The following is a 24,514-nucleotide window of genomic DNA, read 5'->3' as shown; positions in this document are numbered from 1 at the left end:
GCCTTGTGCTGCAGGCAAGAAAAAAGCACCCGTAGGTGCCTTTTCTGAAGCCATACGCAGTTCAACGGCGGCCGCTCAAGAAGCTGCCCCCCAGCTTGAACAGATCGCCCACATCCAGCTTGCCATCGCCATTTTGGTCCAGCAAGCTGCCCAGCAAATCACCACCCAGACCGCCTTGCTGCTGCACTTGCTGGCGCTCTTGCTCCAAGGTTTGTCCCAAGCTGCTTGCATCCATGCCGCCAGCCTTGACACGATTGGCAAGGAATGCCATCACGATGGGGGCCAGCATCGCCAGCAGCTGACCAGCGTTATTGCCTAAACCAGTGGCTTGCCCCAATCCACTTTCAGCAGTTTGGCGCTTGCTACCAAAAATATGCCCCAGGATGGCCGCGCCATCACCCAAAGGATTGCTGCCGGCGCTGGAGGCAGGCGACTGTCCTCCTCCCAGCATGGACCCTAGCAAGCCACCCAGATCCCCCAGGCCCTGGGGCATGGCGCTGCCGTGGTCACGCTGCAAAGCACCGAACAAATCAGCAGCGCCTTGGGGTTTGGCGGCGTTATTGCCCAATGCGCCCAACAACAGGGGCAGCGCCGTCTCGACCGCCGATTGCATTTGCTGGCTGTTGGCTCCCAGTTGCTGTGCCATTTGCTGCATGGGTGCACCTTGCAACTGAGCCATCAAGTCAGACACCAAAGATTGCTGCTGGTTCATTACTTACTCCTAGATTTGGTCTTGCAACACACAATATGCTGCGCAGTATGCGGTGGTCTGCAGCCCTTGCTGAGCCCTGGTCCGCAAATCGAGCCAATGCCTGACATTGCCAAGGTTGGACAGAAGCATTGCACTGACAAGCTCGTCATTTTCATATAACCAATAGATATAAAAACTCATTCAGAATGTCAAAAATACTTTTATAGATACCCATGAGCACCATCCAGCAATATCTCAAGGAAATCGGGCGCGGCAAAGACGGCGCACGCGCACTTTCTCGCGCACAAGCCTGCGAGCTTTTGGGCTGGGTGCTGGATGGACAGGCGCAGCCACTGCAAGTTGGTGCGTTTTGCCTGGCTATGCGTATCAAGGGCGAAACAGCGCAAGAGATGGCCGGTTTCATGGATGCAGTGCACGCACGCCTGCCACGCAGCGCTGCAGGCGCCTCACCAGTGATCGTGCTTCCTAGCTACAACGGCGCGCGGCGCCTCCCCGTGCTCACGCCTTTGCTGGCATTGCTGCTGGTACGCGAAGGTTTGCCCGTGCTTTTGCACGGCAGCACCACAGAAGGTAGCCGCGTGACGGCAGCACAAGTGCTGGAGCAGTTAAATCACACGCCTGTCACAACGCTGACCACACCCCAGCCCGGTGAACTGATCAGCATACATACACGTGCTTTGCTGCCTGGCTTGGCCGATTTGCTGGATGCCCGCGCCACCATCGGCTTGCGCAACCCTGCACACAGCTTGGTCAAACACATGAATCCACTGGCTACCAGTGGCACTACCAGCTTGGTCGTGGGCTGCTACACGCATCCGGAGTACAGCATCAGCATGGAGCAAACCCACGCAGAGGCTGGCAGCCATGCTTTGCTGCTGCGCGGCATGGAAGGAGAGCCAGTTGCCGACCCCCGCCGCCAGCCCATGATGCGCGGCATCTTGCATGGCAAAACCTTGCTGACACTGAGCAACGAAGGCGGCTCTGTACCTGCAGCACCGCAGCTGCCATCTGGTCTGGATGCAGCAGCTACCGCAGCCTATACGCGGGAAGTACTGAATGGTGAGCGGCCAGTGCCTGCGCCGATTGCCACCCAGGTGCAAGTCATTGTTGACCTGCACCGCCAACTGACGGCCCATGCGGCCACTGCAGGAGCGCAAGCATGAACGCCAGCGCACACTCCAAACATGGTTCCTGCACCCTGGTGGGTGCAGGCCCGGGCGACCCAGAACTGCTGACCATCAAGGCATGCAAAGCCATTCAATCGGCCACCGTGCTGCTGGTGGATGACTTGGTCTCGCAAGAGATTGTTGACTTTGCCTCCCCCCAGGCTCGCATCATTTATGTTGGCAAGCGTGGTGGCTGCAAGAGCACGCCTCAGGCTTTCATTGAAAAGCTGATGGAAACCGAAGTGCGCCAGGGCGAGCACGTTGTGCGCCTCAAGGGGGGCGATCCTTTCATCTTTGGCCGTGGTGGTGAAGAGGTGGAGCACCTGCGCGCAGCAGGCATTGAGGTGCAGGTCATCAATGGCATCACTGCTGGTCTGGCTGGTCTGACCAGTCTGGGTGCGCCGCTGACTCACCGCGCGCATGCCCATGGCGTCGTTTTTATTACCGGCCACGCCAAACCCGGTGACACGGGCACCGACTGGCGCTCTCTGGCGGCTACCGCGCAAGCAGCCAAGCTGACGGTCGTGATTTACATGGGCGTCAGCTCTGTAGAACACATCACGGCTGAGCTGCAAGCAGGCGGGCTACCCGCCAGCATGCCTGCCGCCATCATTCAGCATGCCAGCTTGCCCCATCAGCGCCACGCCATCACCACCTTGCACGAGCTGGCTACAACGCTGCACACAGAAAATCTGGCCAGCCCCAGCGTCCTGGTGATTGGCGATGTGGTGCAAGGCGTCGCCGCCTGGGCACAGCAAATGCCCATGCCTGACACAAGGCAGGCAATCTGCTAAATCTGCTAAATACAGAGCTGCTAACGCTTTACACACAAGCGCCTTAGGCATGCTTAACTAAAAAAACAAGGACTGCAACGTCCACCACCGTTGCAGTCCTTGCCATATGCCTGTGATAAGCAGGCACATGTTCTAGAACACCGTCTTAGCTGCCACTTAGGTGCCAATTACGCCGCCGTCATCTTTGGTGATGACCACTGTGGCCGAGCGTGGAATGCTGTTGCCACCACCGGGCCAGTGGCTGTCGCCCTCTTCGCCCGGATGCTGAATGTTGATGAACATGGTCTTGTGGTCTGGAGTGAACGTAATGCCTGTGACCTCAGCCTCCTTGGGGCCGACAAAGAAACGGCGAATCTCTTTGGTCACCGGGTCTGCGCACAGCATCTGGTTATTACCCTGACCGGCGTAGTCCCCCTGGTTGCTGTACTTGCCATCGGTCTGAATCCACAGGCGGCCATCGGCATCAAAAGCCAGACCATCAGGGCTGTTGAAGGTGTTGTCTGCTGTGATGTTGGCTGAGCCAGCACGCAAGTCTTTGGGGGCAGTGTGCACAGTGGGGTTACCTGCAAGTACAAAAATATCCCATTCAAACGTGGTCGCAGCTGCATCGCCACCAGCTTCACGCCAGCGCACAATCTGGCCGTATACATTCTTTGCGCGCGGGTTGGCCTCGTCTGCCACAGTGCGGCTGGTGTTGTTGGTCAGCGTGACGTATACCTCACCTGTCTTTGGGTGCACGCTCACCCACTCTGGGCGGTCCATCTTGGTGGCACCTACCACGTCACCGGCCATGCGCGCATGCACCAGCACCGCAGCCTGATTGCCAAAACTGCTATCGGCCTGCAGCTTGGGATTGGCCTGCTTGTCCAGCAGCAGCCACTGGCCCGTACCCGCAAAATCGCCCACAGCCTTGCCCGCATCAAAACGCGCCACGTACAGCTTGCCCTTGTCCAGCAACTGGCTGTTGTCACCACCCTTGGTGTACTTGCCATCCGAGACAAATTTATAGATGTAGTCGTTGACCTGATCGTCTCCCATGTAGACCACAGCGCGGCCATCCTTGCTCAGGGCAAAGGCGGCATTCTCGTGCTTGAAACGGCCTAGCGCAGTGCGTTTTTGTGCAATGCTGCCGGGGTTGAAAGGATCGATCTCCACAATCCAGCCAAAGCGGTTGGATTCGTTGGGCTCCTTGGCATAGTCAAAGCGTGCCTCGTGCTTTTCCCACTGAAAGGTGCTGCCCTTGGCCGACAGGCCATAGCGCTTTTGGGCGGCGTTACGGCGGTCTTCAGCACCGCTGGTGCCAAAGTAGTTGTTGAAGTTCTCTTCACACGTCAGGTAAGTGCCCCAAGGTGTAAAGCCATTGCCACAATTGTTGAACGTACCTTGTGCACGGCGGCCCGAAGGATCGCCCTTGGTTTGCAGCAAGGCATCGCCTGCGGCCGGGCCCGTCATTTCCATGGCCGAAAACGCAGTGATACGGCGGTGGTAAGCGCTGCCTTTGACCAAGTCCCACTGGCCTTTGGCATTTTTTTGAATGTGGATGACCGACACACCATGCGCATTCATGGACTTGTGCACGTTGTCTTTGCTCCACGTCTTGCGCACATCGCCGCCCTTGCTGCCAAACAGCCAGACATAGGCACCCGTTTTTTCATCCACGGTGCAGTACTCATGGTTCATCACCAGCAGGCCTTCATGGTTCTTGCCATCCAGCGCAAAGAAGTGAATGCCGTCGTGGTTGTCGCCCACCTGAAGGGCCTGAACAGCTGCGTCTTCGCTGCCGTCACCCTTGAAATTGGGAGCACCATCGATCAACGCCGTGCCCCAAGGGGCCAGAACGCTGGCGGTGTAGCCGGGTGCAATCTGCAGGCTGTCGCTGGTCGAAATGGGAATGGCTTTGAAACCCATCAAAGGTTTGCCGCTGCTATGGCTGGCGGATGTGGCACAGCCGGCCAGACCACCGCCTAAGCCCAGAAACATGGCGGCCGTAAGGCCCGTGCCACTGCGCAAGAAACCCCGGCGCGACACAGCACGGTCAACAACAGTCTGAAATTCAGGGTTGGCGCTCAGGTTGGTAGAAATGTCTTCGCTGTCAATGTGGGCAGCTGGGCTGTTCATGCGTGGCGTTCCTTGAAGGTAGAGGTGTGGCAATGCCTCGCATTCTTGGAAAAACTTGTGACAACGCCATGAACAAAACGTGTCAGATCGATGACGCCCATCGCGCGCAGCAGCCCGCACCTTGGGCTGCTCATGGGAAAAGAATCAGTGACTGATGGGCTGAGAGGCGGGATTGCGCGTTTGCGCAAAGCGCTGGGCCACTTCCTTGCGCATTTCTTTGCGAATCAGCGCAGCGTGCCAGCGGCGTTTTTGATCGTCAGACTCGGGCTGCAGTGGCGGCACCGATACAGGTTTGCGATCATCATCGACAGACACCATGGTGAAAAAGCAGCTATTCACATGCCGCACCACCTGACCACGGATGTCTTCCGCAATCACCTTGATGCCAATTTCCATGGACGAAGTGCCGGTGTAGTTCACACTCGCCAGGAACGTCACCAGCTCCCCCACGTGAATGGGTTGTAAAAACATCACCTGATCCACGCTCAGCGTGACGCAATAGCGCCCTGCATAACGGCTGGCGCAGGCGTATGCCACTTCGTCCAATTTTTTGAGAATGGCGCCCCCGTGCACATTGCCGGAAAAGTTGGCCATATCGGGGGTCATCAGCACGGTCATGCTGAGCTGGTGGGCAGGCAAATTCATGGAGGGCAATTGTAGGAATCGACAGCCCAATAAGCACGATGCGTGCCGGGCAACCCGCAGCTACCACGGGGCTTGGCCCCTTGACTACACTGCCGTCACAGCCCGCGTGTACTGCGGGCTGCTGTTTTTTCAGCCGCCACTTTGCCCTATGACCGAAAACACCATCGCTTCCTCGTCCTCTTCCTATGACGCTGTCATCATCGGTGCAGGGGCTGCAGGCCTGTTTTGCGCAGCGCAGGCCGGGCAACAGGGGCTCAAGGTGCTCTTGATCGATCATGCCGAAAAAGTGGCTGAAAAAATCCGCATCTCTGGTGGAGGTCGCTGCAATTTCACCAACCGCGATCTGGATGTTCGCGCCCCGCACAAGCACTACGTGGGCCAGAACCCGCAGTTTTGCCGCTCGGCCCTGTCGCGTTACACGCCCGCAGACTTTATTGCACTGCTCGACAAACACGGCATTGCATACGAAGAAAAACACAAGGGGCAGCTGTTTGCGCAGCGTTCTGCAGAAGACATCATCCGCATGCTGCTGGCCGAATGTGCAGCCGGTGGCGTAGAGCACTGGCAGCCCTGCAGTGTGAAAAAAGTTACGTTTTCAGCCCTTAGCACTGATACAGGCAGCGCGGGCAGCTATGCCATTCAAACCGACCGTGGCACTGTCACGGCCCCACGTCTGGTGATTGCCACGGGGGGCCTGTCCATCCCAAAAATTGGGGCCACCGACTTTGGCTATCGCATTGCCCAGCAGTTCAAACTGCCACTGATTGAACGCCGTGCAGGCCTGGTGCCACTGACATTTGATGGCGATGCGTGGAAACCGTATGCACAACTGGCAGGTTTGGCACTGCCCGTTGAAATCAGCACTGGCAGTAAAAAAGAGCGAATGAGCTTTCTTGAAGACCTGCTGTTCACCCACCGGGGTCTGTCAGGCCCGGCTGTGCTGCAAATTTCAAGCTACTGGAAAGACAACACACCGCTGCACATCAACCTGCTGCCCGGCACCGACATGACCGAAGTGCTGCAACAAGCCAAAGCCCGCTCCCGCAAGCTGGTGGCCAACGAACTGGCTGCCCACATGCCAACCCGCCTGGCCGACGCCTGGACCAGCCAGCAGCCCGAGCTGCAGCGCCCCATCAATGAAGCCAGTGACAAAGCGCTGACCAGACTGGCCGAGCAGTTGTCGCGCTGGGAAATCACCCCCAATGGTTCCGAGGGCTATAAAAAAGCCGAAGTCACTCTGGGGGGCGTGGATACCAAAGCGTTATCACAGCAGACCATGGAGGCCAAAAACCAGCCCGGCCTGTATTGCATTGGCGAGGTGGTGGACATCACCGGCTGGCTGGGTGGTTACAACTTCCAATGGGCTTGGGCCAGTGCATTTGCCTGCGCACAAGCCATGGCGCAGCAGCCTGCACAAGCGCAGTAAAGGCCCCTGGCTGGGGCATTGCGCGCACCAAGCCCGGAACCCTTTGCAAAATCCGCTACAATGCTCGACTTTGCTGGCAATACCCCGTCGGCCATACTAGTTAATAGAGACGGGGAACAACCGCTGCACATGGCTCTTAGGCCCGATCTCCCAAGAACCCGCTGTCAGCACAGATATCTGGAAATTGAATGACTACCATCCGCGTCAAAGAAAACGAACCCTATGAAGTTGCCCTGCGCCGCTTCAAGCGCACTATCGAAAAGCTGGGCCTGCTGACAGACCTGCGCGCTCGTGAATTTTACGAAAAGCCTACAGCTGAACGTAAGCGCAAGAAGGCTGCTGCCGTCAAGCGTCACTACAAGCGCGTGCGCAGCATGCAACTGCCTAAGAAGATGTATTAATCTTCCAAGGTTAGGATTCGTCGGCCCTTAAAAGCCGCAAACCCGCGCTAGGGACGCCAAGCGCGGGTTTTTTGTTTTCTGGCCACTGCAATCGTGCAGTGACCTTCCACTGAAGGAGTTCGCCATGAGCCTCAAGGCCCAAATTACTGAAGACATGAAGACCGCCATGCGCGCCAAAGACAGCGCACGCCTGGGCACGATTCGCCTGCTGCAAGCAGCGATCAAACAAAAGGAGGTGGACGAGCGCGTCGAGCTCGATGACGCAGCCGTGATTGCCATCGTCGACAAACTGATCAAGCAGCGCAAAGACTCCATCACCGCGTTTGAAACTGCCAGCCGCTCAGATCTGGCTGACATCGAAAAAGCCGAGATGGAAGTGCTCAAGGCCTACCTGCCCGAGCGCATGTCTGAAGCGGAAGTGACCGCCGCCGTTCAGGCTATCGTGGCCGAAGTCGGTGCAACCGGCCCTGGCGACATGGGCAAAGTGATGGGCGCGGTAAAGTCCAAGCTCTCGGGTAAAGCCGACATGGGACTGGTGTCTGCCGCCGTCAAGGCCGCACTGAGCAAATAAGGTCTGCGGATTGCCCAAAGGAGCGCCTGCATGGCGCTCTTTTTTTGTGTACGCCACAGACGTGATGAGGGCCAATCGCTCTTGGCAATGGCGACCTGACTGCGCCACGCCTCATTGCAAGCTGGCGCAATTTGCACAAACGCCCCCTGTACTGGCACGCCAAGTGGCTGGCAGCGCCCCATGCATGAGCCACATTGAACACATACGCGCCCGAGCGGTGCAATCTGGTACTGGGCATGCCCAGACATCGCTGCATGCCCCCCTCTACGCCCCCGGCAAGAAAAACAGGCATCAAGTAGCAGGCATCAAGCAGCAGGCATCAGGATTCACGGGGCGCAGGCGCCACTCCGCGGCTCTCAAAGTGGGCATGCAAAAACTCCACCGCCACGCGCACCTTGGTTGACCGGTTAAGGCGTGTGGGGTAAACGGCCCAGATATTGGCTTCCTGACTCCAACCAGGCATCACCTGTACCAGTCGTCCACTCTCGAGCTGCGGCTGCACATCCCAGACCGAGCGCAAAATAATCCCGTGCCCATCCATCGCCCACTGCGTCGCCATCTCGCCGTTATTGGTCTGTAGTTGCCCCGTCACCTTCACCGAGCGGTCTTGTGCACCTGCGCGCAGCCGCCAGACGCCGAATGGGTGATCGCGTTCCTTGATAACCAGGCAGTTGTGAGCTGGCAGCTCATCCGGATTGCCTGGCACTCCCCTGCTCGCCAGATAGCTGGGCGCCGCACACAGCACACGGTGGTTACTGGCAAGCCGCCGTGCGATCAAATGCGGCGCAATATCATCGCCCACGCGCACATCCAGGTCAAAGCCTTCTGCGGCTACATCTACCAGCCTGTCAAATACTTCCAGCCGCACCTGTAAAGCGGGATAACGCAACGCCAGTTGTGAAAACACAGGGGCCACTACGCTGCGCCCAAAGCCAAAACTGCTGCTGACACGCAGCAGGCCACGCGGTTCTCGTGGCGTGATTTGGGCTTCTTGCAGCAGGTGTTCCATGTCATCCAGAATGCGCAGCGCCCAATGAAAGATGCGCTCACCCTCTTGCGTCACCGCCACGCGGCGCGTTGTACGGTGCAGCAGCTTGACGCCCAAGTCGGTCTCCAGCAAACGCATGCGTTTGCTGACATAGGCGGGCGATGCCTCCAGGGCCGCAGCCGCAGCCGCAAAGCTGGATTTGCGCACCACAGTGATGAATACGCGCAAATCATCGGGAGATGGCATTTTGTGCACGATATGTAGGCAATCAAGGCTTAAACGCTGCATTGTATGCAGCTGCGCACGCACACATCCCCACAAGCGGCCGGTGTAACTTGCTAGATCCTCGCCTTGAACACCAAAATGCCCTGCAGCGCGCTGCCTGCGCTGCATATCACCGGCCATCTTCTCGCTCGCAAAGGATGAACCTCATGGATATTTCTCGTCGCGACTGTCTAGTCTGGGGCACAGGACTGGCGTCCACCGCTGTGCTGGGCGCATGCACCACATCTGCACCAGCTGCCAATACCATTGGAGCCGGCTATTACCACCATCAGGTGGGCAAGGCCCGGGTCACCGCTGTGAGCGACGGGGTGACCCGGCGGGCACTCGATGCAGGCTTTGTCAAGAATGCGCCGCTAGATCAGGTACAGGCTGCATTGCAGGCAGCTGGCCTGCCTACCACCCACATTGATGTGCCCTACACATGCTTTGTGGTGGATCTGGACGGCAAACGCTACTTGCTGGATACGGGCTTTGCAGACAATGGTGCACCCGGTACAGGCTTGCTGCACACACACATGCGCGCTGCAGGCATGGAGCCAGCAAGCTTGGACGCCATCGTCATCAGCCACATGCATGGCGACCACATTAACGGCTTGCGCCGTAAAGATGGCAGTTTGGTTTACCCCAAAACACCTGTGTGGATTCCTCAGCCTGAAATGGCATTTTGGATGGATGACGCCCGCATGCAGCAGACACCCGAAACGGCTCGCGGAGGATTCATGACGGTGCGCCGGGTGTTCAAAGACTACCCCCCCGAGCTGATCAAGCTGTTTGTTCCAGGCTCCAACATCGCCCCTGGTCTTGAAACAGTGCCTGCCTTTGGGCACTCGCCGGGGCATACGGCCATTGCCATACGCTCTGGCAGCGATCGTTTCACTTTTATTGGCGATGTGGCGCATTACCCTGCACTGTTTGTTCGACACCCGGACTGGCAGGTGCAGTTCGATATGAACCCGCAGCAGGCCCGCACCACACGGCATGCTTTGCTGGCCCGCCTGGCGCAAGATCGCAGCTTGGTTGGTGGCTACCACTTTCCACTGCCCTCGATTGGCCACATTCAACAGACAGGCGATGGCTATAACTGGATGCCTAAATAATCACCACTGCAAAGCCCGCAGCCCCGTGCCGCCTCTTGGCAGCACGGGGTTTTTTCATACCGCTTTAAACACATATCGTAAAGAATCAAACCACAGAAAGCACCTTGAACACATGTGCAGCATGTGAACAATCGACCCATCTGAAATTGTGAGAAAGATGTGTGATGTCTACAGTCAAGAACATTGCAGTGATCGCCGGTGACGGTATTGGCAAAGAGGTCATGCCTGAAGGGCTGCGTGCACTCCAAGCTGCAGCCCGGCGTTTTAACCTGCCGCTGGAGTTTCACCACTTCGATTGGGCGCATTGCGACTACTACGCCGAGCATGGCCAGATGATGCCCGAGGACTGGAAAGCGCAGCTCTCGGGTATGGACGCCATTTTCTTTGGCGCCGTGGGCTGGCCTGCCACTGTGCCTGACCACATCTCGCTGTGGGGCTCGCTGCTCAAATTCCGCCGCGAGTTTGATCAGTACATCAACCTGCGCCCCGTGCGCCTGTTTGAAGGCGTGCCCTGCCCGCTGGCCGGCCGCAAGCCCGGCGACATTGACTACTACGTGGTGCGTGAGAACACCGAGGGTGAATACACGGCGCTGGGCGGCATCATGTTTGAAGGAACGGAGCGCGAAATCTGCATTCAGGAGTCGGTTTATTCCCGCAAGGGCGCAGACCGCCTGCTGAAATACGCATTCGATCTGGCACAAAGCCGCAGCAAAAAGCATGTGACGCTGGCCACCAAGAGCAATGGCATTGCCATCAGCATGCCCTGGTGGGACAACCGTGCCGACGAAGTCGCCAAGGGCTACCCCGAAATCACGCTGGACAAACAGCACATCGACATCCTGACCGCACGCTTTGTGCTGCAGCCCGGCCGCTTTGATGTGGTGGCCGCCACCAACCTGTTTGGCGACATTCTGTCTGATCTGGGCCCCGCCACCACAGGCACGATTGGCCTGGCGCCTTCTGCCAACCTGAACCCTGAGCGCACGTTCCCCAGCCTGTTCGAGCCGGTGCACGGCTCAGCGCCCGATATCTACGGCAAGAACATTGCCAACCCGATTGCCATGGTCTGGTCGGGCGCATTGATGCTAGATTTCCTGGGCCACAGCCAAGGCCAATGGCGCGCTGCACACGATGCCATCGTCAAGGCGATTGAAGACACCCTCAAGAGTGGCGCACTCACTCCAGATCTGGGCGGCACAGCCAGCACCACGCAGTTGGGCGAGGCCATCGCTGCGCAGATTGCCAAGGTATAAACACAGCGCCATCACTCCCCCCAAAAAAGCTGCCAGCACATAAAAATATGCGCTGGCAGCTTTTTTTCCACCTGAAACTCTGGAGCGCATTCACTGCGCAGGTTTGTCGTGTTGAGGTGGAGGAATGTGCTCTATATTGCCCAGCACCAGTGCACGCCCGGCAAACAGGCCACCGGCCGTCTCCAGCGCAAAGCGCTCGGCGTCACGGCGACGCACCTCGTCCATCACGCCGCTGGCCTCGTCATCATCGACACCAATGGCCTGCAGCGTCAGTCGCCCCATCTGCATGGCGGATTCAAAAGTCTCACGCACCACGTGGTCTGCGTCGCTGCGCACCAGCTCCAGCGCATGCTCGCGGTCAAAGGCTCGTGAGATCAGTTGCACGCGCGGGCATTCACGGCGAACGTTCTGCACAATGCGCGAAGCCGCCTGCTTGTCGTCAACGCAGACCAGTATGGCCTGCGCATGGTGGGCCCCGGCAGCACGCAGGATATCGGGCCGGGCGCCATCGCCGTAGTACACCTTGAAGCCATACAGCGCCGCAGCACGGATGGTATCTGGGTCGTTATCGATGATGGACAGCTGCACACCCCGGGCCAGTGGACCTTGGCTGGCAATCTGCCCCACGCGGCCAAAACCGATCACCAGCACCGTACCGCGCAAATCCTCTGGAGCCTCTACACCGTCCAGCTGCAACGCATCACCACGTGCCCAGCGCTTGTGCATGCTGACCACCAGCGGTGTCAGGGCCATGGACAGCACCACGATGGCTGTCATATTGGCGTGCACCTCGGCGCTGATCACCTGCAGCTTGAGCGCTTCAGAAAACAGGACAAAGGCGAACTCTCCGCCCTGTGCCATCAAAATGGCGCGGTCCAGGGCCACACGATGCGGGCTGCGCGTCAGCCGGGCCACCAGGTAAATGCATGCTGCCTTGGTAGTCATCAACGCCAGCACACCGGCCACAATCAGCGGCCAGTGCTGGCCCACCACCTGCAGGTTAAGGGCCATGCCCACACCCAGAAAAAACAGGCCCAGCAGCAGGCCGCGAAACGGCTCGATGTCAGCCTCTAGCTGATGGCGGAAACTGGACTCCGACAGCAGCACTCCGGCTACAAACGCCCCCATGGCCATGGACAGCCCACCCAGTTCCATCAGCAGGGCCGCCCCCAGAACCACCAGCAAGGCTGCAGCGGTCATTACCTCGCGTGCTTTGGACTTGGCCAGCAGCCGGAACATCGGGTTGAGCAGCCACAGGCCAGCCCCCACCAGCGCAGCCAGTGACAGCAATGCCAAGCCGGCCCGCTGCAACAATGGAACCACTGCGTTGTCAGAGGCTTGCGCAGGTGCCAAAAAGGCCACGATAGCCAGCAATGGGACGATCAGCAGGTCTTCAAACAGCAAGATCGAAACCATGCGCTGCCCATGGGGCGCATGAATGTCTCCGCGCTCTGCCAGCACCTGCATGACGATGGCGGTGGATGTCAGTACAAAGCCTGCGCCGCTCACAAATGCCACCTGCCAGGAAAAGCCGAACGCCATGCCCACCGCTGTAAGCAGCAGTGCGCACAGCCCCACCTGCATGCTGCCAAGACCAAAAATCTGCCCGCGCAGACCCCACAGGTGCGACGGCTTCATCTCCAGGCCGATGACAAACAAGAACATCACCACGCCCAGCTCGGCCACATGAATGATGGTCTGTGCATCTGTTACCAGCGCCATGCCGAAGGGGCCGATGGCCAGCCCTGCAGCCAGGTAGCCCAATACCGCGCCCAGCCCCAGGCGCTTGAACAGTGGCACGCCGATGACAGCAGCCCCCAGCAAAGTGACGATCCCGACCAATTGGCTTGCGTTGCCATCTGCGGCCATAAGCAGTTCCTTGTGCGTCGTTCAAGGGCTCTGGCACCCATCAGCGCCAAAGTGAATGCAGCTATTAGCCCATCAGCCGCTGGAGCAGGCTTGCCTGGCCCAGCGGGATTCCACCGTACTCAGTGCCTGCGCGCCCAGCGCCCGCCGAACTGGTTCACGGCCATGCCTAGCAGCACACCCAGTGTGCCCAGCCACTGCATACCTGTGGGTGATTCCCCCAGCAGCAGCATGGCTGAAAGCAGGCCAATTACCGGCACCAGCAAGGACAGTGGCGCCACCGTGCTGGCGGCATAGCGCTGCAGCAGGCGTGTCCACAAGCCATAGCCCAGCAAGGTTGACAGAAAGGCCAGATAGGCAATCACGGCCAGCTCGCGCCAGCCGATACCTTGCAACTGCTGCACCATCAAGTCCGGGCCATCGACCCAGTAAGACAGCAGCAGCAGCGGCACGATGGGAACCACACTGGTCCAGACGATGAAGGACACCGGCTCGTACGCGCCTTGCTTGGCGGCTACACGCGTCAGCAGGTTGGAGGAGGCCCACATGCTGGCCGCACCCACCGTCAGAACAAAGCCTGCCAGCGTCATATCTGCGGCACTGTCACCATGGGCGGTGCCAATAAAGATCAGCCCCCCAATCGCAATGCACAAACCCACCCACTGCCAGCGCTGAGGTTTTTCACCCAGCAAGACGGCCGCCATCAGCATGGTGATGAATGCCTGCGTCTGCAGTACTACCGAGGCCATGCCTGCGGGCATTCCCATCTTCATGCCAGTGAACAGCAGCCCGAACTGGCCCACCCCCTGCACCAGCCCATACGCAACCAGCAGGCTCCAGGACAAGCTGGCAGGCCGGCGCACAAACAGCAAAAATGGCAGCGAGGCGGCCACAAAACGCAAGGCGCACAGCAGCAGCGGCGACAGCGTAGCCAAGCCCCACTTCATCACCACAAAATTCACGCCCCACACAACGATGACGATGATGGCGCTGAACCAGTCGGCCCGGGACATGCCGGCGGAGGAAGAGGTGACGGTGCTCATGAAATGCAGAAAAACAGAAATAGTGAGGATCAAGTATCACCGCACTTGGTTGCTATCTACCCCACCAGACTACCTAGGTAACCCATGGAATGTCTCAGCTAAGACAGCCGCACTGCTGTTGCCCGCTATAGCCTGGTCAAAGGCGATCGAGTGCACGCTTGCTCCGGACAGCCCTGCTCAAAAACTGTCGTACCGCTCCTGTCCTGTCGATAGCCCATAAGACAGTTTTTCGAAAAATTTTCAAAGGCACCAACTAAAAAAGCAGCCGCACGGCTGCTTTTTTGGATGAACAGGCTCAATGAAAAAATCAGCTGCCAGCCACTTTCATGCGGTTGATCAGCACAGAGCCTACCGTCTTGGCGCCGTAGTTGTAGGCATCAGCACCGATGGCCTCGATGCCCATGTACATGTCTTTGAGATTGCCGGCAATGGTGATCTCTTGCACAGGAAAAGCGATCTCGCCGCTCTCAACCCAAAAGCCAGATGCACCGCGCGAGTAGTCGCCCGTCACATAGTTCACGCCCTGGCCCATCAGCTCCACCACAAACAAGCCGGTTCCCAGTTTTTTGAGCATGGCAGTCAGATCGTCGCCACGGCGGGTCAGGCGCGATGACATGGTCAGGTTATGGGAGCCACCAGCGTTACCGGTGGTCTTCATGCCCAGCTTGCGGGCCGAGTAGCTCGACAGAAAGTAGCCCTCTACACGGCCATTTTCCAGCACCATGCGGCGCTGTACACGCACGCCTTCGTCGTCAAACGGCGAGCTGCCCTTGCCGCGCAGAATGAAAGGGTCTTCTTCAATGCTGATGTGCTCAGGGAAGACTTGCTTGCCCAGCGAATCGAGCAGGAAGCTGCTCTTGCGGTACAGCGTGCCGCCACTGACCGCCTGCACAAAACCACCCAGCAGGCCTGCGGCCACGGGCGATTCAAACAATACAGGGCACTCGGTAGTTGCAATCTTGCGGCTGCCCAGGCGGCTCAATGCACGCTGCGCTGCGTAGCGGCCAATTTCTTCGGGGGAAGCCAGCTCGACCGCATCGCGCATGGAGCTGTACCAGAAGTCGCGCTGCATCTCACCATTCTTGCCGGGCATGGAGGCAATGGGCGCCACCGACACGCTGTGGCGCGAGCTGGCATAGCCACCGCGAAAGCCGCGCGTATGGGCACTGAAGAAATGGCTTTGCTGGGCCGAGACGCTGGCGCCTTCACTGTTGGTGATGCGCTTGTGCGTGTTCATTGCCGCAGCTTCACACTGCATGGCAATCTGCGCAGCTTCTTCGCTGCTCACACTCCAGGGGTGCAGCAAGTCCAGATCTTTGTGCGTGGACGGCGGGGCAATGTCATCGGCATCGGGCAAGCCAGCGGTCGGGTCCTCTGCCGTAAAGCGCGCAATGTCATATGCAGCCTGTACCGTTTGCTGGATGGCGGCTTGCGAAAAATCCGACGTGCTGGCATTGCCGCGGCGCTGGCCCAGGTACACCGTCACGCCCAGCGACTTGTCGCGGTTGCGTTCTACGGTCTCCAGCTCGCCCTTGCGCACGCTCACGCTCAGGCCACAGCCCTCTGAGGCATCGGCTCCGGCATCGGTTGCACCCAGCTTCTTGGCGTGTGCCAAAGCTTGGTCCACCAGACCCTCAAAAAAGGAACGGCTGTAGCTGAAGCCGGAATCAGCCTGCGTAGTTGCAGTGCTTGTGGCGCGTGTGCGGGGTTTGTTCATAGCGGCGGATATGATACCCAGCACTGCAGCCCCTATGCGCTGCCACCCTAATTTCCCCTGATAAGACATGTCACGCAAACCCAAAAAAGGCTATTACGTGAAAGGCGTGTTCGTTGCAGAAGGCAGCGATCGCGATCTGGAGCTGAAGGCCGAACTCAAAGGCACGTGGGATTCCACCCGTACCGACCGCAAGATTGAAAGCGACGCCCTGCAAGACCTGGGCGAAGCCCTGCTGGGCCTGCGCCCCAAGCTGCTGGAGCGCCTGCAACTGCCTGAAAAGCTGATGGACGCGTTTGCCGAGCAAAAGCGCCTGACCAACTTTGAAGCCAAGCGCCGCCAGATGCAGTTCATCGGCAAGCTGATGCGCAAGCTGGAAGACAGCCAGGTGGAGGCGGCCAAGGCTGCACTGGAAGAGCAGCGCACTGGTGTGAGCCTGGAGCAAGCCAACATCTTGGTGGCCGAGCAGTGGCGCGATCGCCTGATCATCAACGACGAGCCCTTGACCATCTGGCTGGAGCAGTTCCCCCAGACCGACGTGCAGCAGCTGCGCACCTTGATGCGCCAGGTACGCAAGGACGAAGCCACCGCCAAGGTCAAGGCCGCTGAAGCCGAGACCAAGGGCCACATTCTGCCCCCGGCCAAAAAGGGCAGCGCCTACCGCGATCTGTTCAAAGTTCTGCTCTCGCACATCAACGGCACGGCCAACCGCCCCGCCGACGACGTATTCGTGGATGACGACAGCGAGGACGATGCCGAGGACGCGCAATGAGTGTGCATGACGCCGTCAAGATCGGCATCGTTTCCATCAGCGACCGTGCCAGCTGCGGCGTCTATGAAGACAAGGGGCTGCCTGCCTTGCAGGACTGGCTCACACGTGCGCTGCACAACCCCGTCACGTTCGAAGCGCGTTTGATTGCCGACGAACAAGCCACCATCAGCCAGACGCTGGTGGAGCTGGTGGATGCCGGTTGCAGTCTGGTGCTGACCACTGGCGGCACGGGCCCGGCCCTGCGCGATGTCACCCCCGAGGCCACACTGGCCGTGGCCGACAAGGAAATGCCGGGTTTTGGTGAGCAAATGCGCCAGATCAGCCTGAAGTTTGTGCCCACGGCCATTTTGTCGCGCCAAGTGGCGGTCATTCGCGGGCAAAGCCTGATCATCAATCTGCCAGGCCAGCCCAAGGCGATTGCCGAGACACTGGAAGGCTTGAAAGATGCCAGCGGCCAGCAAATCGTCAATGGCATCTTTGCCGCTGTGCCCTACTGCATTGATCTGATTGGCGGGCCTTATCTGGAAACGCAGGACGCAGTGTGCAAGGCCTTTCGCCCCAAAAATGCCATCCGTGCGCCCAGGGTGTAAAACGTCTCATATCTTTGCAAGGCACATGCACCCCATGTGCCTTTTTTCATTCGGCTGAAGCGAGGTATCGCCACCTGACGCCGCATTTCAGGACTTCATGAAAAGCAATATTTCCCTGACCTTGATTCTGGCACTGTGCACCATGATGGGCGCACTGGGCATTGACACCTATCTGCCCTCTTTTCACGCCATTGCCCAAGAGTTTGATGTCGGCCCTACGGCTGTGCAGCAAACCCTGAGCGTATATGTACTGGCCATGGCCATCACCATGCTGTTTTACGGCACGCTCAGCGACACCTTTGGCCGCCGCCGTGTGCTGCTGTTGTCTGCAGCCGGCTATGCACTGACCTCTTTTGCCGCGGCCTTTGTCACCAGCATTGAGGGCATGGTAGCCGTGCGCTTTGCTCAGGGAGCGATGGCAGGCTCTGGCATGGTGATTGCCCGCGCGGTGGTGCAAGACCGTTTTCAAGGTGCCGATGCCCAGCGCATGATGAGCATGGTCATGTTCTGCTTTGGCCTGGCACCAGCCATTGCGCCAGTGTTTGGTGGCTGGCTGCAAGCCCATGGCGGCTGGCGCTCCACGTTTTTCTTTCTGGCCGGTTTTGGGGTTTTACTGGCCCTGCTGTGCTGGCGCGCACTGCCAGAAACCTTGCCGCCCGCCAAGCGCATGCCTTTGAAGATGAGCGTGATTGCAGCCAACTACCTCAGTGCACTGCGCAATGGGCAGTTTCGCCTCATGGTGCTGGGCATGGGTCTGATGGCTGCGGGCACCGCCATCTACATCAGCTCGGCCGCTGAATTCATCATGGGCATTCTCAAGATGAGCGAAACCTCATTTGGCTGGCTGTTCATTCCAATGATTGGCGGCTCCATGGTGGGTTCTGCCATTTCAGGGGTGCTGGCCAAACGCATTGCCCAGCGCATACAGCTGCGCATTGGCTATGGCTGTATGGCACTGGGCTGCAGCGCCAACGTGCTCTACCACGCTCTGACGGACATGCCCGTGGTGCCCTGGGCCGTACTGCCCATTGCCTGCTACACGCTGGGTATTTCGCTGCTGACGCCGATTTTGTCGCTGCAAGTCATGGGCATGTTCCCTCACATGCGCGGCCTGGCGTCCTCGCTGCAGGGTTTCACGCAAATGGGAATTTTTGCCATCATGGCGGGGGCCGTGGTGCCCCAGCTGTTTCACAGCGGTCTGGCACTGGCGCTGGGCCAGATGGCCACCGTCGTGCTGGGTATGCTGATCTGGTGGTGGTCCACACATTACACGCCACTCAGGGCGGAGAAAAAATAATAAGAGCTATCAGCGCTTAGCAGTCAACAACTTCAGATAACTTTCATACTGAAACGCTTATGTATAAAGCGCTAACAGCTATGTTTTTATTATTCACTCTGCACTCACCACTGCACCCCCCAGTCAGTCACTTTGCCAGTCACGCCAAGGCTAGCGCTCAAGCCAAGCTGCAACGCCACAGCTATGACGCTGGCTTGGCTTGAGCCACAAGCAATGATGCATTCACGGCGGTTTGAATAGCTCACAGGGCCTTTCAGGCCATAAAAAAAGGCAGTCGCAAGACTGCCTTTTTGCTGCCTGAACCCAGGGGCTTCACAGCTTCTGGGTGGACATGAAGTTGTCGAAGCGGCCTTCGGCAAAACGGAACCACAGCACCTGATCGCGCTGGAAGTTGCGATAGTCGGTGTAGACCTTTTTCCAGTCCGGATTGCTTTTGTCCAGACCCGCATAGACCTCCATCGATGCTTTGAACGATGCATCCATCACTTGCTGAGGGAAAGGCAGCACCTTGGCACCCGCAGCAACCAGCTGTTTCAAAGCGGCAGGGTTGCGCGCGTCGTAGCGGCCCTGGCAGGTAACGTGTGCCTCGTGTGCAGCCGCCTTCACAATGGCTTTGTACTCATTGCTCAGGCTATTGAAAGCCTTGTCGTTGATGTAGAAAGACAGGTTCAGCGAGCCTTCCCACCAGCCTGGGTAGTAGTAGAAAGGCGCCACCTTGTTCAGACCCAGCTTCAGATCGTCGTAAGGACCAATCCACTCTGCGGCATCGATCGTGCCTTTTTCCAGCGACTGGTAAATTTCACCCGCAGGAATGTTCTGGGGTACAGCGCCCATCTTCTCCAGCACCTTGCCCGCAAAACCACCCACACGGAATTTCAGGCCCTTGATGTCTTCGGTGGTCTTTACTTCCTTGCGGAACCAGCCACCCATCTGCGCACCCGTGTTCCCCCCCAGCATGGGAACAATGTTGTATTTGGCGTAGAACTCGGTCATCAGCTTGGTGCCGTTGCCGTCCACCATCCATGCGGTCAGTTGGCGTGAGTTCATGCCAAATGGAATGGCTCCGCCAATGGCAAACACTTCATTTTTGCCAAAGAAGTAGTAAGGCGCTGTGTGGGCCATTTCCACGGTGCCGCTTTGCACGCCATCGACCACATTGAAAGCGGGCATCAGCTCGCCAGCCTGGTGCACCGACACGTCGAACTTACCACCCGTCATCGACTTGACCGCGTTGGCAAACACGTCAGCAGAGCCGTAAATGGTGTCCAGCGACTTGGGAAAGCTGGAGGCGATGCGCCAGCGAAGTGCAGGTTGTGCATGCACCGCCGGGGCTGCAGCAGCAGCCAGAACACCGGCGATACCGGCATTTTTAAGCATGGAACGACGATCCATTGGGGGTCTCCTTAGGGGTTTAAAAACTAACCTCTCCCTCCTGCCCCGCTTCGATGGCGGCTTGCAGGCACAAAAAAGCCGGTGCGCTGAGCGTTCACTGCTACACACCGGCCTTATCTGACGCTGTGCAAACATGGGGGTACATGTCCGCACAATGACTCCATTGACTTACAACTTACAGCTTGACTGAGCTCATGTACTGGTTGAAGCGCAGTTCAGAGAAACGCTCCCACAGCAGCTGGTCACGCTGGAAAGCACGCATGTCCTGGTGGATCTTCTTGAACTCTGGCGACTTGGCTTCGTGCTCGGCAAAAACTTCCATCGAAGCCTTGAACCCGGCATCCATCACATCTTTAGGGAATGCCTTCAGCTGGGTCTTGTCGGCCACCAGCTTCTTGAGTGCTACGGGGTTAAAGGCGTCGTACTTGGCCGTCATGTCGCGCGCGGCCACACGGGTCGCTGCATCCACAATGGCTTTGTTTTCTGCCGACAGTGCCGCGTAGGCCTTGGCATTGACGAAAAACTCCAGCTCTGCGCCACCTTCCCACCAGCCTGGGTAGTAATAGAAAGGCGCAACCTTGTTGAAGCCCAGCTTCTGGTCGTCGTGCGGGCCAACGAACTCGGTGGAGTCGAGCGTGCCTTTTTCCAGTGCCTGGTACACATCGCCAGCAGGCATGTTTTGCGAGACCACGCCCAGCTTGGCCATGGCTTCACCAAACAAGCCGCCGCCCAGACGCATCTTCAGGCCTTTGAGGTCAGCCACAGACTTGATCTCTTTGCGGTACCAGCCACCCATCTGGGTGCCGGTGTTGCCAGCGCTGTAGCTCTTGATGTTGTAGTTGGCGCAGAATGCGTCAAACAATTTACGGCCGTTGCCGTGTTCCATCCATGCATCCATCTGGCGTGCAGTCAGCCCAAAAGGAACCGCGCAGCCAAATGCGAAGATGGAGTTTTTGCCCGTGAAGTAGTAAGGCGCGGTCTGCGCCATTTCAACAGTACTGTTTTCCAGCGCATCGACCACGCCAAAAGCGGGCATCAGCTCGCCTGCGGCGTGCAGTGACACTTCAAACTTGCCGCCAGAAAGCGCCTTGACGGTTTGCGAAAATTTTTCGGCACTACCAAAAATGGTATCGAGGGATTTTGGAAAGCTCGAAGCCAGACGCCAACGCACGGCAGCTTGCGCATGAACTGCGGGTGCCACTGCAGCAGCCAGTACACCAGCAATGCCAGCATTTTTGATCAGGGAACGACGGTCCATTTTTTCTCCTTAAATATTCACACGCGGCGACCACCAGGTCAGCCTTGCCCCTCTGGAATAACACCCAGAGAGATTTGTAAAATTTTAGGAATGGAAGATGTAAAAACCGTCGGGGGTTTACCCCTGAAACCCGGCCGCCTTCAGCGAAATGTCAGACAGCCTTGTGGCTGCCTGAACCTCTGATCACTGCGATGGGTTCAAAAAACGCTGTCGAATGGAGCGTTCAATGCCTGCAGCATCCAAGCCCTCCAGAGCCATCAGCTTGGCGGGGTCTCCATGCTCAATAAACTTGTCTGGCAAACCCAGGTGCAGCACGGGCAATGTGATGGCCGCTTGGGACAGCGCTTCAGAAACCGCTGAACCCGCACCACCGGCGATGCAGCCATCTTCTACCGTCACGAATGCATCATGTGTGGCTGCCAATTCGCGCACCAGTGCTGCATCAAGCGGCTTGGCCCAGCGCATATTGGCAACTGTGGCATCCACAGCCTCGCCCACTTGCAGCGCGGGGTACAGCAAAGTGCCAAACGACAAGATCGCAATACGTGGCTTGGTGTTGCCGTTTTTGCCAGCACGCAGAGCCGTACTCTGGCGGCGCACTTCACCCTTGCCAAAAGGCAGGCTGGACAAATCTTGCAACGGCTCTACACCCACGCCTGCACCTCGGGGGTAGCGCACGCACACAGGGTGATCTTGCTCATGGGCGGTCGTCAGCAACTGGCGGCACTCACGCTCATCTGCAGGTGTGGCCATGCTCATATTGGGAATGCAGCGCACAAAAGCGATGTCATACGCACCGGCGTGCGTTGCACCGTCTGCACCCACCAGCCCTGCACGGTCCAGTGCAAAAACCATGGGCAGGTTTTGCAGCGCAACGTCGTGAATCAACTGGTCATAGGCGCGCTGCAAAAAGGTGGAATAAATTGCCACCACAGGCTTGACGCCTTCACAAGCCATGCCAGCGGCAAAGGTTACGGCATGCTGCTCAGCAATACCGACGTCGTAGTAGCGATCTGGAAAACGCTTTTCAAACTCCACCATGCCCGAGCCTTCGCGCATGGCCGGTGTAATCGCCACCAGGCGCTTGTCCTGCACGGCCATGTCACACAGCCACTGGCCAAACACTTGTGTAAAGGTGGGTTTGCTTGGTGCGCTCGATTTCACGATACCAACAGCAGGGTCAAACTTTCCTGGGCCGTGGTATGTCACCGGATCAACTTCGGCCAGCTTGTAGCCATGGCCCTTTTTGGTCACCACATGCAAAAACTGCGGGCCTTCCAGGCTGCGGATGTTTTCCAGTGTGGGGATGAGCGAATCCAGGTCATGCCCATCAATCGGGCCGATGTAGTTAAAGCCAAAGTTCTCGAACATGGTGGCAGGCACCACCATGCCCTTTGCATGTTGCTCCAGGCGCTTGGCCAGCTCCAGCAAAGGCGGCACTTGCTTGAGTACGTTCTTGCCCACATTGCGGGCAGTTGCATAAAACTGACCACTCATGAGCTGTGCCAGATAACGATTGAGTGCGCCCACAGGGGGGCTGATGCTCATATCGTTGTCATTCAAGATGACAAGCAAATTGCCATCGAGCACGCCCGCATTGTTCATGGCCTCAAACGCCATACCTGCGGTCATTGCGCCATCGCCAATCACAGCAATCGCGCGGCGTTCTTCACCTTTGCGCTTGGCCGCCATCGCCATGCCCAGTGCGGCGGAAATACTGGTCGATGAATGCCCCGCGCCAAAGGCATCGTGCTCACTCTCAGTGCGCAGCGGAAAGCCGGAGATACCGCCCAGCTGGCGCAGCGTTGCCATGCGCTCACGCCGGCCTGTGAGAATTTTGTGGGGGTAGGTCTGGTGTCCCACATCCCAGACCACACGGTCATAGGGTGTGTTGAAGACGTGGTGCAAAGCCACGGTCAGCTCCACCGTTCCCAAATTGGAACTCAGGTGACCGCCAGTCTTGGACACGCTGTCCAGCACGTAAGCACGCAATTGTTCAGACAGCGCTTTGAGGTCGCTGCGCGACAGGTTACGCAGATCCGAAGGGGCATTGACTTTGTGCAGCAAAGGGTAAGCGTTCGTGGTCATCAGCAAATTATGGAAAGCGGGTTGGCAGTTGTGAACAGTGTGTATTCACAACTGCCAACCAAGCAATAGGAAAAATTCGACAGTCTTGCAAGCATTCATCAATGCGAGCGCGACACCACCATGTGTGCTAATGCAGACAAGGCACGAACATCGGGCAGATCACTGTCATCCAATGCCTGCAATGCTTGCTGCAACAAAACATTGGCATAGCTGCGGGCGCCATCCAGGCCCATCAAAGAGACGAACGTGGGCTTGTCATTGGCCGCATCCTTGCCCGGAGTTTTCCCCAGAGTGGCGGCATCGGCAATCACATCCAGTACATCGTCCACCACCTGGAATGCAACACCCAACGCTGTGGCATAGCGGCTCAGTGCCTGCTGCACGGGCGGTGTCACTGCGGCACAGGCCACGCCCATGGCGACGCTGGCCTCCAGCAAAGCCCCTGTTTTCAGGCTGTGCATACGACGCAGCTGCTGCTCATCCAAGGCCTTTCCAACGCTGGCCAGGTCAATGGCTTGCCCACCGGCCATGCCCTGTGCACCCGCAGCTTGCGCCAAAACGCGACAAAGCTTGGCTTGAATGGCGGCTGGCACCATGTCATCCGCTGGGGTGAGCAGCTCGAAAGCCAGCGCTTGCAAGGCATCGCCAGCCAGCAGCGCACGCGCCTCACCAAACTGCACATGCACGGTCGGCTTGCCACGGCGCAGCACATCGTTGTCCATGCAGGGCATATCGTCATGCACCAGAGAATACGCATGAATCAGCTCAACCGCACAACCAGCGCGCATGGCGGCCTCGGGCAAGCCCTGTACAGCCTGTGCAGCCGCCAGTACCAGCAAAGGCCGAAGACGCTTGCCGCCATCCAATACGGCATACCGCATGGCCTCACCCAGATCAGCTGGTGCATTCACACCTACCCACAATGACAGCGACTGCTCGGTGCGTTGTAATTGCTCCTGCATCCATGCATTGAAATCAAACTGGGGGGCAGAAGGCGCGGAAGTATTCGGTGTCATCAAAATCTGAGATTCCATGTCG

The 24,514-nt window shown here is 58.2% G+C and carries 21 protein-coding genes; 10 read left to right on the top strand and 11 right to left on the bottom strand.

Translation table 11 applies throughout. The features are described from left to right. Nucleotides 1–61: 61 nt before the first annotated feature. Nucleotides 62–712 (bottom strand): DUF937 domain-containing protein, encoded by a 651-nt coding sequence (locus tag IB213_RS07960; RefSeq protein ID WP_192405919.1) that lies wholly within the window; start codon nucleotides 710–712, stop codon nucleotides 62–64. Between the two features lie 212 nt (nucleotides 713–924). Between IB213_RS07960 and ybiB the strand changes: the two genes are divergently transcribed. Both ybiB and cobA read left to right on the top strand, forming a co-directional pair. After that, nucleotides 925–1,875 (top strand): DNA-binding protein YbiB, encoded by a 951-nt coding sequence (ybiB, locus tag IB213_RS07955; protein WP_192405918.1) that lies wholly within the window; start codon nucleotides 925–927, stop codon nucleotides 1,873–1,875. Beyond that, the gene (cobA, locus tag IB213_RS07950; protein WP_192405917.1) at nucleotides 1,872–2,672 is read left to right on the top strand and encodes a uroporphyrinogen-III C-methyltransferase; all 801 of its coding nucleotides are present in this window, start codon (nucleotides 1,872–1,874) and stop codon (nucleotides 2,670–2,672) included. The genes ybiB and cobA overlap by 4 nt, the downstream gene beginning before the upstream one ends. Before the next feature lie 156 nt (nucleotides 2,673–2,828). Here cobA and IB213_RS07945 read toward each other — a convergent pair whose 3' ends face one another. Together IB213_RS07945 and IB213_RS07940 are read right to left on the bottom strand one after the other, a co-directional pair. Then, nucleotides 2,829–4,790, bottom strand: coding sequence for a PhoX family phosphatase (locus IB213_RS07945; RefSeq protein ID WP_192405916.1), 1,962 nt, complete (start codon nucleotides 4,788–4,790; stop codon nucleotides 2,829–2,831). Between the two features lie 144 nt (nucleotides 4,791–4,934). After that, a complete protein-coding gene (locus IB213_RS07940) occupies nucleotides 4,935–5,435 on the bottom strand; it encodes an acyl-CoA thioesterase (RefSeq protein WP_191722882.1) in 501 nt (166 codons plus the stop codon). Between the two features lie 148 nt (nucleotides 5,436–5,583). Between IB213_RS07940 and IB213_RS07935 the strand changes: the two genes are divergently transcribed. The 3 genes from IB213_RS07935 to IB213_RS07925 all read left to right on the top strand — a co-directional run bounded on the left by IB213_RS07935 (nucleotide 5,584) and on the right by IB213_RS07925 (nucleotide 7,833). Beyond that, the gene (locus tag IB213_RS07935) at nucleotides 5,584–6,861 is read left to right on the top strand and encodes an NAD(P)/FAD-dependent oxidoreductase (protein ID WP_192405915.1); all 1,278 of its coding nucleotides are present in this window, start codon (nucleotides 5,584–5,586) and stop codon (nucleotides 6,859–6,861) included. 188 nt (nucleotides 6,862–7,049) lie between these two features. Then, a complete protein-coding gene (rpsU, locus tag IB213_RS07930; protein WP_191722884.1) occupies nucleotides 7,050–7,262 on the top strand; it encodes a 30S ribosomal protein S21 in 213 nt (70 codons plus the stop codon). Between the two features lie 124 nt (nucleotides 7,263–7,386). After that, the gene (locus IB213_RS07925; protein WP_192405914.1) at nucleotides 7,387–7,833 is read left to right on the top strand and encodes a GatB/YqeY domain-containing protein; all 447 of its coding nucleotides are present in this window, start codon (nucleotides 7,387–7,389) and stop codon (nucleotides 7,831–7,833) included. Between the two features lie 319 nt (nucleotides 7,834–8,152). On the opposite strand, the gene IB213_RS07920 is transcribed toward IB213_RS07925, so the two are convergent. Next, nucleotides 8,153–9,067 carry a LysR substrate-binding domain-containing protein gene (locus IB213_RS07920; RefSeq protein ID WP_225561020.1) on the bottom strand — a complete coding sequence of 305 codons (915 nt, stop codon included), beginning with the start codon at nucleotides 9,065–9,067 and terminating at the stop codon, nucleotides 8,153–8,155. A gap of 185 nt (nucleotides 9,068–9,252) precedes the next feature. Here IB213_RS07920 and IB213_RS07915 point away from each other — a divergent pair, with 185 nt between their 5' ends. Together IB213_RS07915 and IB213_RS07910 are read left to right on the top strand one after the other, a co-directional pair. Continuing rightward, on the top strand, nucleotides 9,253–10,203 hold the full coding sequence (locus IB213_RS07915) for an MBL fold metallo-hydrolase (RefSeq protein ID WP_192405912.1): 951 nt from the start codon (nucleotides 9,253–9,255) through the stop codon (nucleotides 10,201–10,203). A gap of 164 nt (nucleotides 10,204–10,367) precedes the next feature. After that, on the top strand, nucleotides 10,368–11,456 hold the full coding sequence (locus tag IB213_RS07910; RefSeq protein WP_225214067.1) for a tartrate dehydrogenase: 1,089 nt from the start codon (nucleotides 10,368–10,370) through the stop codon (nucleotides 11,454–11,456). A gap of 90 nt (nucleotides 11,457–11,546) precedes the next feature. Here the strand turns inward: IB213_RS07910 and IB213_RS07905 are convergent, their stop codons facing one another. The 3 genes from IB213_RS07905 to pmbA all read right to left on the bottom strand — a co-directional run bounded on the left by IB213_RS07905 (nucleotide 11,547) and on the right by pmbA (nucleotide 16,082). Further along, nucleotides 11,547–13,325: a monovalent cation:proton antiporter-2 (CPA2) family protein gene (locus IB213_RS07905; protein ID WP_192405911.1), complete on the bottom strand. Its 1,779-nt coding sequence runs from the start codon at nucleotides 13,323–13,325 to the stop codon at nucleotides 11,547–11,549. 119 nt (nucleotides 13,326–13,444) lie between these two features. Continuing rightward, a complete protein-coding gene (locus IB213_RS07900; protein WP_191722891.1) occupies nucleotides 13,445–14,365 on the bottom strand; it encodes an EamA family transporter in 921 nt (306 codons plus the stop codon). Between the two features lie 307 nt (nucleotides 14,366–14,672). Next, entirely contained in the window at nucleotides 14,673–16,082 is a 1,410-nt protein-coding gene (gene pmbA / locus IB213_RS07895) for a metalloprotease PmbA (RefSeq protein WP_192405910.1), read from the bottom strand. 67 nt (nucleotides 16,083–16,149) lie between these two features. Between pmbA and yjgA the strand changes: the two genes are divergently transcribed. The 3 genes from yjgA to IB213_RS07880 all read left to right on the top strand — a co-directional run bounded on the left by yjgA (nucleotide 16,150) and on the right by IB213_RS07880 (nucleotide 18,738). Beyond that, a complete protein-coding gene (gene yjgA, locus IB213_RS07890) occupies nucleotides 16,150–16,851 on the top strand; it encodes a ribosome biogenesis factor YjgA (RefSeq protein WP_192405909.1) in 702 nt (233 codons plus the stop codon). Next, on the top strand, nucleotides 16,848–17,441 hold the full coding sequence (mog, locus tag IB213_RS07885) for a molybdopterin adenylyltransferase (protein WP_192405908.1): 594 nt from the start codon (nucleotides 16,848–16,850) through the stop codon (nucleotides 17,439–17,441). Before yjgA ends, mog begins: the two co-directional genes overlap by 4 nt. 97 nt (nucleotides 17,442–17,538) lie before the next feature. After that, nucleotides 17,539–18,738 carry a multidrug effflux MFS transporter gene (locus tag IB213_RS07880; RefSeq protein WP_192405907.1) on the top strand — a complete coding sequence of 400 codons (1,200 nt, stop codon included), beginning with the start codon at nucleotides 17,539–17,541 and terminating at the stop codon, nucleotides 18,736–18,738. Between the two features lie 312 nt (nucleotides 18,739–19,050). Here the strand turns inward: IB213_RS07880 and IB213_RS07875 are convergent, their stop codons facing one another. The 4 genes from IB213_RS07875 to IB213_RS07860 form a co-directional block, all read right to left on the bottom strand. Continuing rightward, nucleotides 19,051–20,130: a TRAP transporter substrate-binding protein gene (locus IB213_RS07875; RefSeq protein WP_191722896.1), complete on the bottom strand. Its 1,080-nt coding sequence runs from the start codon at nucleotides 20,128–20,130 to the stop codon at nucleotides 19,051–19,053. 175 nt (nucleotides 20,131–20,305) lie between these two features. Then, entirely contained in the window at nucleotides 20,306–21,388 is a 1,083-nt protein-coding gene (locus IB213_RS07870) for an ABC transporter substrate-binding protein (protein WP_191722897.1), read from the bottom strand. A gap of 183 nt (nucleotides 21,389–21,571) precedes the next feature. After that, a complete protein-coding gene (dxs, locus tag IB213_RS07865) occupies nucleotides 21,572–23,476 on the bottom strand; it encodes a 1-deoxy-D-xylulose-5-phosphate synthase (protein WP_192405906.1) in 1,905 nt (634 codons plus the stop codon). Nucleotides 23,477–23,574: 98 nt separating this feature from the next. Beyond that, nucleotides 23,575–24,510 (bottom strand): polyprenyl synthetase family protein, encoded by a 936-nt coding sequence (locus tag IB213_RS07860; protein ID WP_192405905.1) that lies wholly within the window; start codon nucleotides 24,508–24,510, stop codon nucleotides 23,575–23,577. Nucleotides 24,511–24,514 lie beyond the last annotated feature (4 nt).

The organism is Comamonas sp. CMM02, from assembly GCF_014851485.1.
Classification (GTDB): Bacteria; Pseudomonadota; Gammaproteobacteria; order Burkholderiales; family Burkholderiaceae_C; genus Comamonas; species Comamonas avium.
The sequence above is the reverse complement of the archived record's forward strand: the minus strand, read 5'-3'. Positions and strand labels throughout refer to the sequence as shown.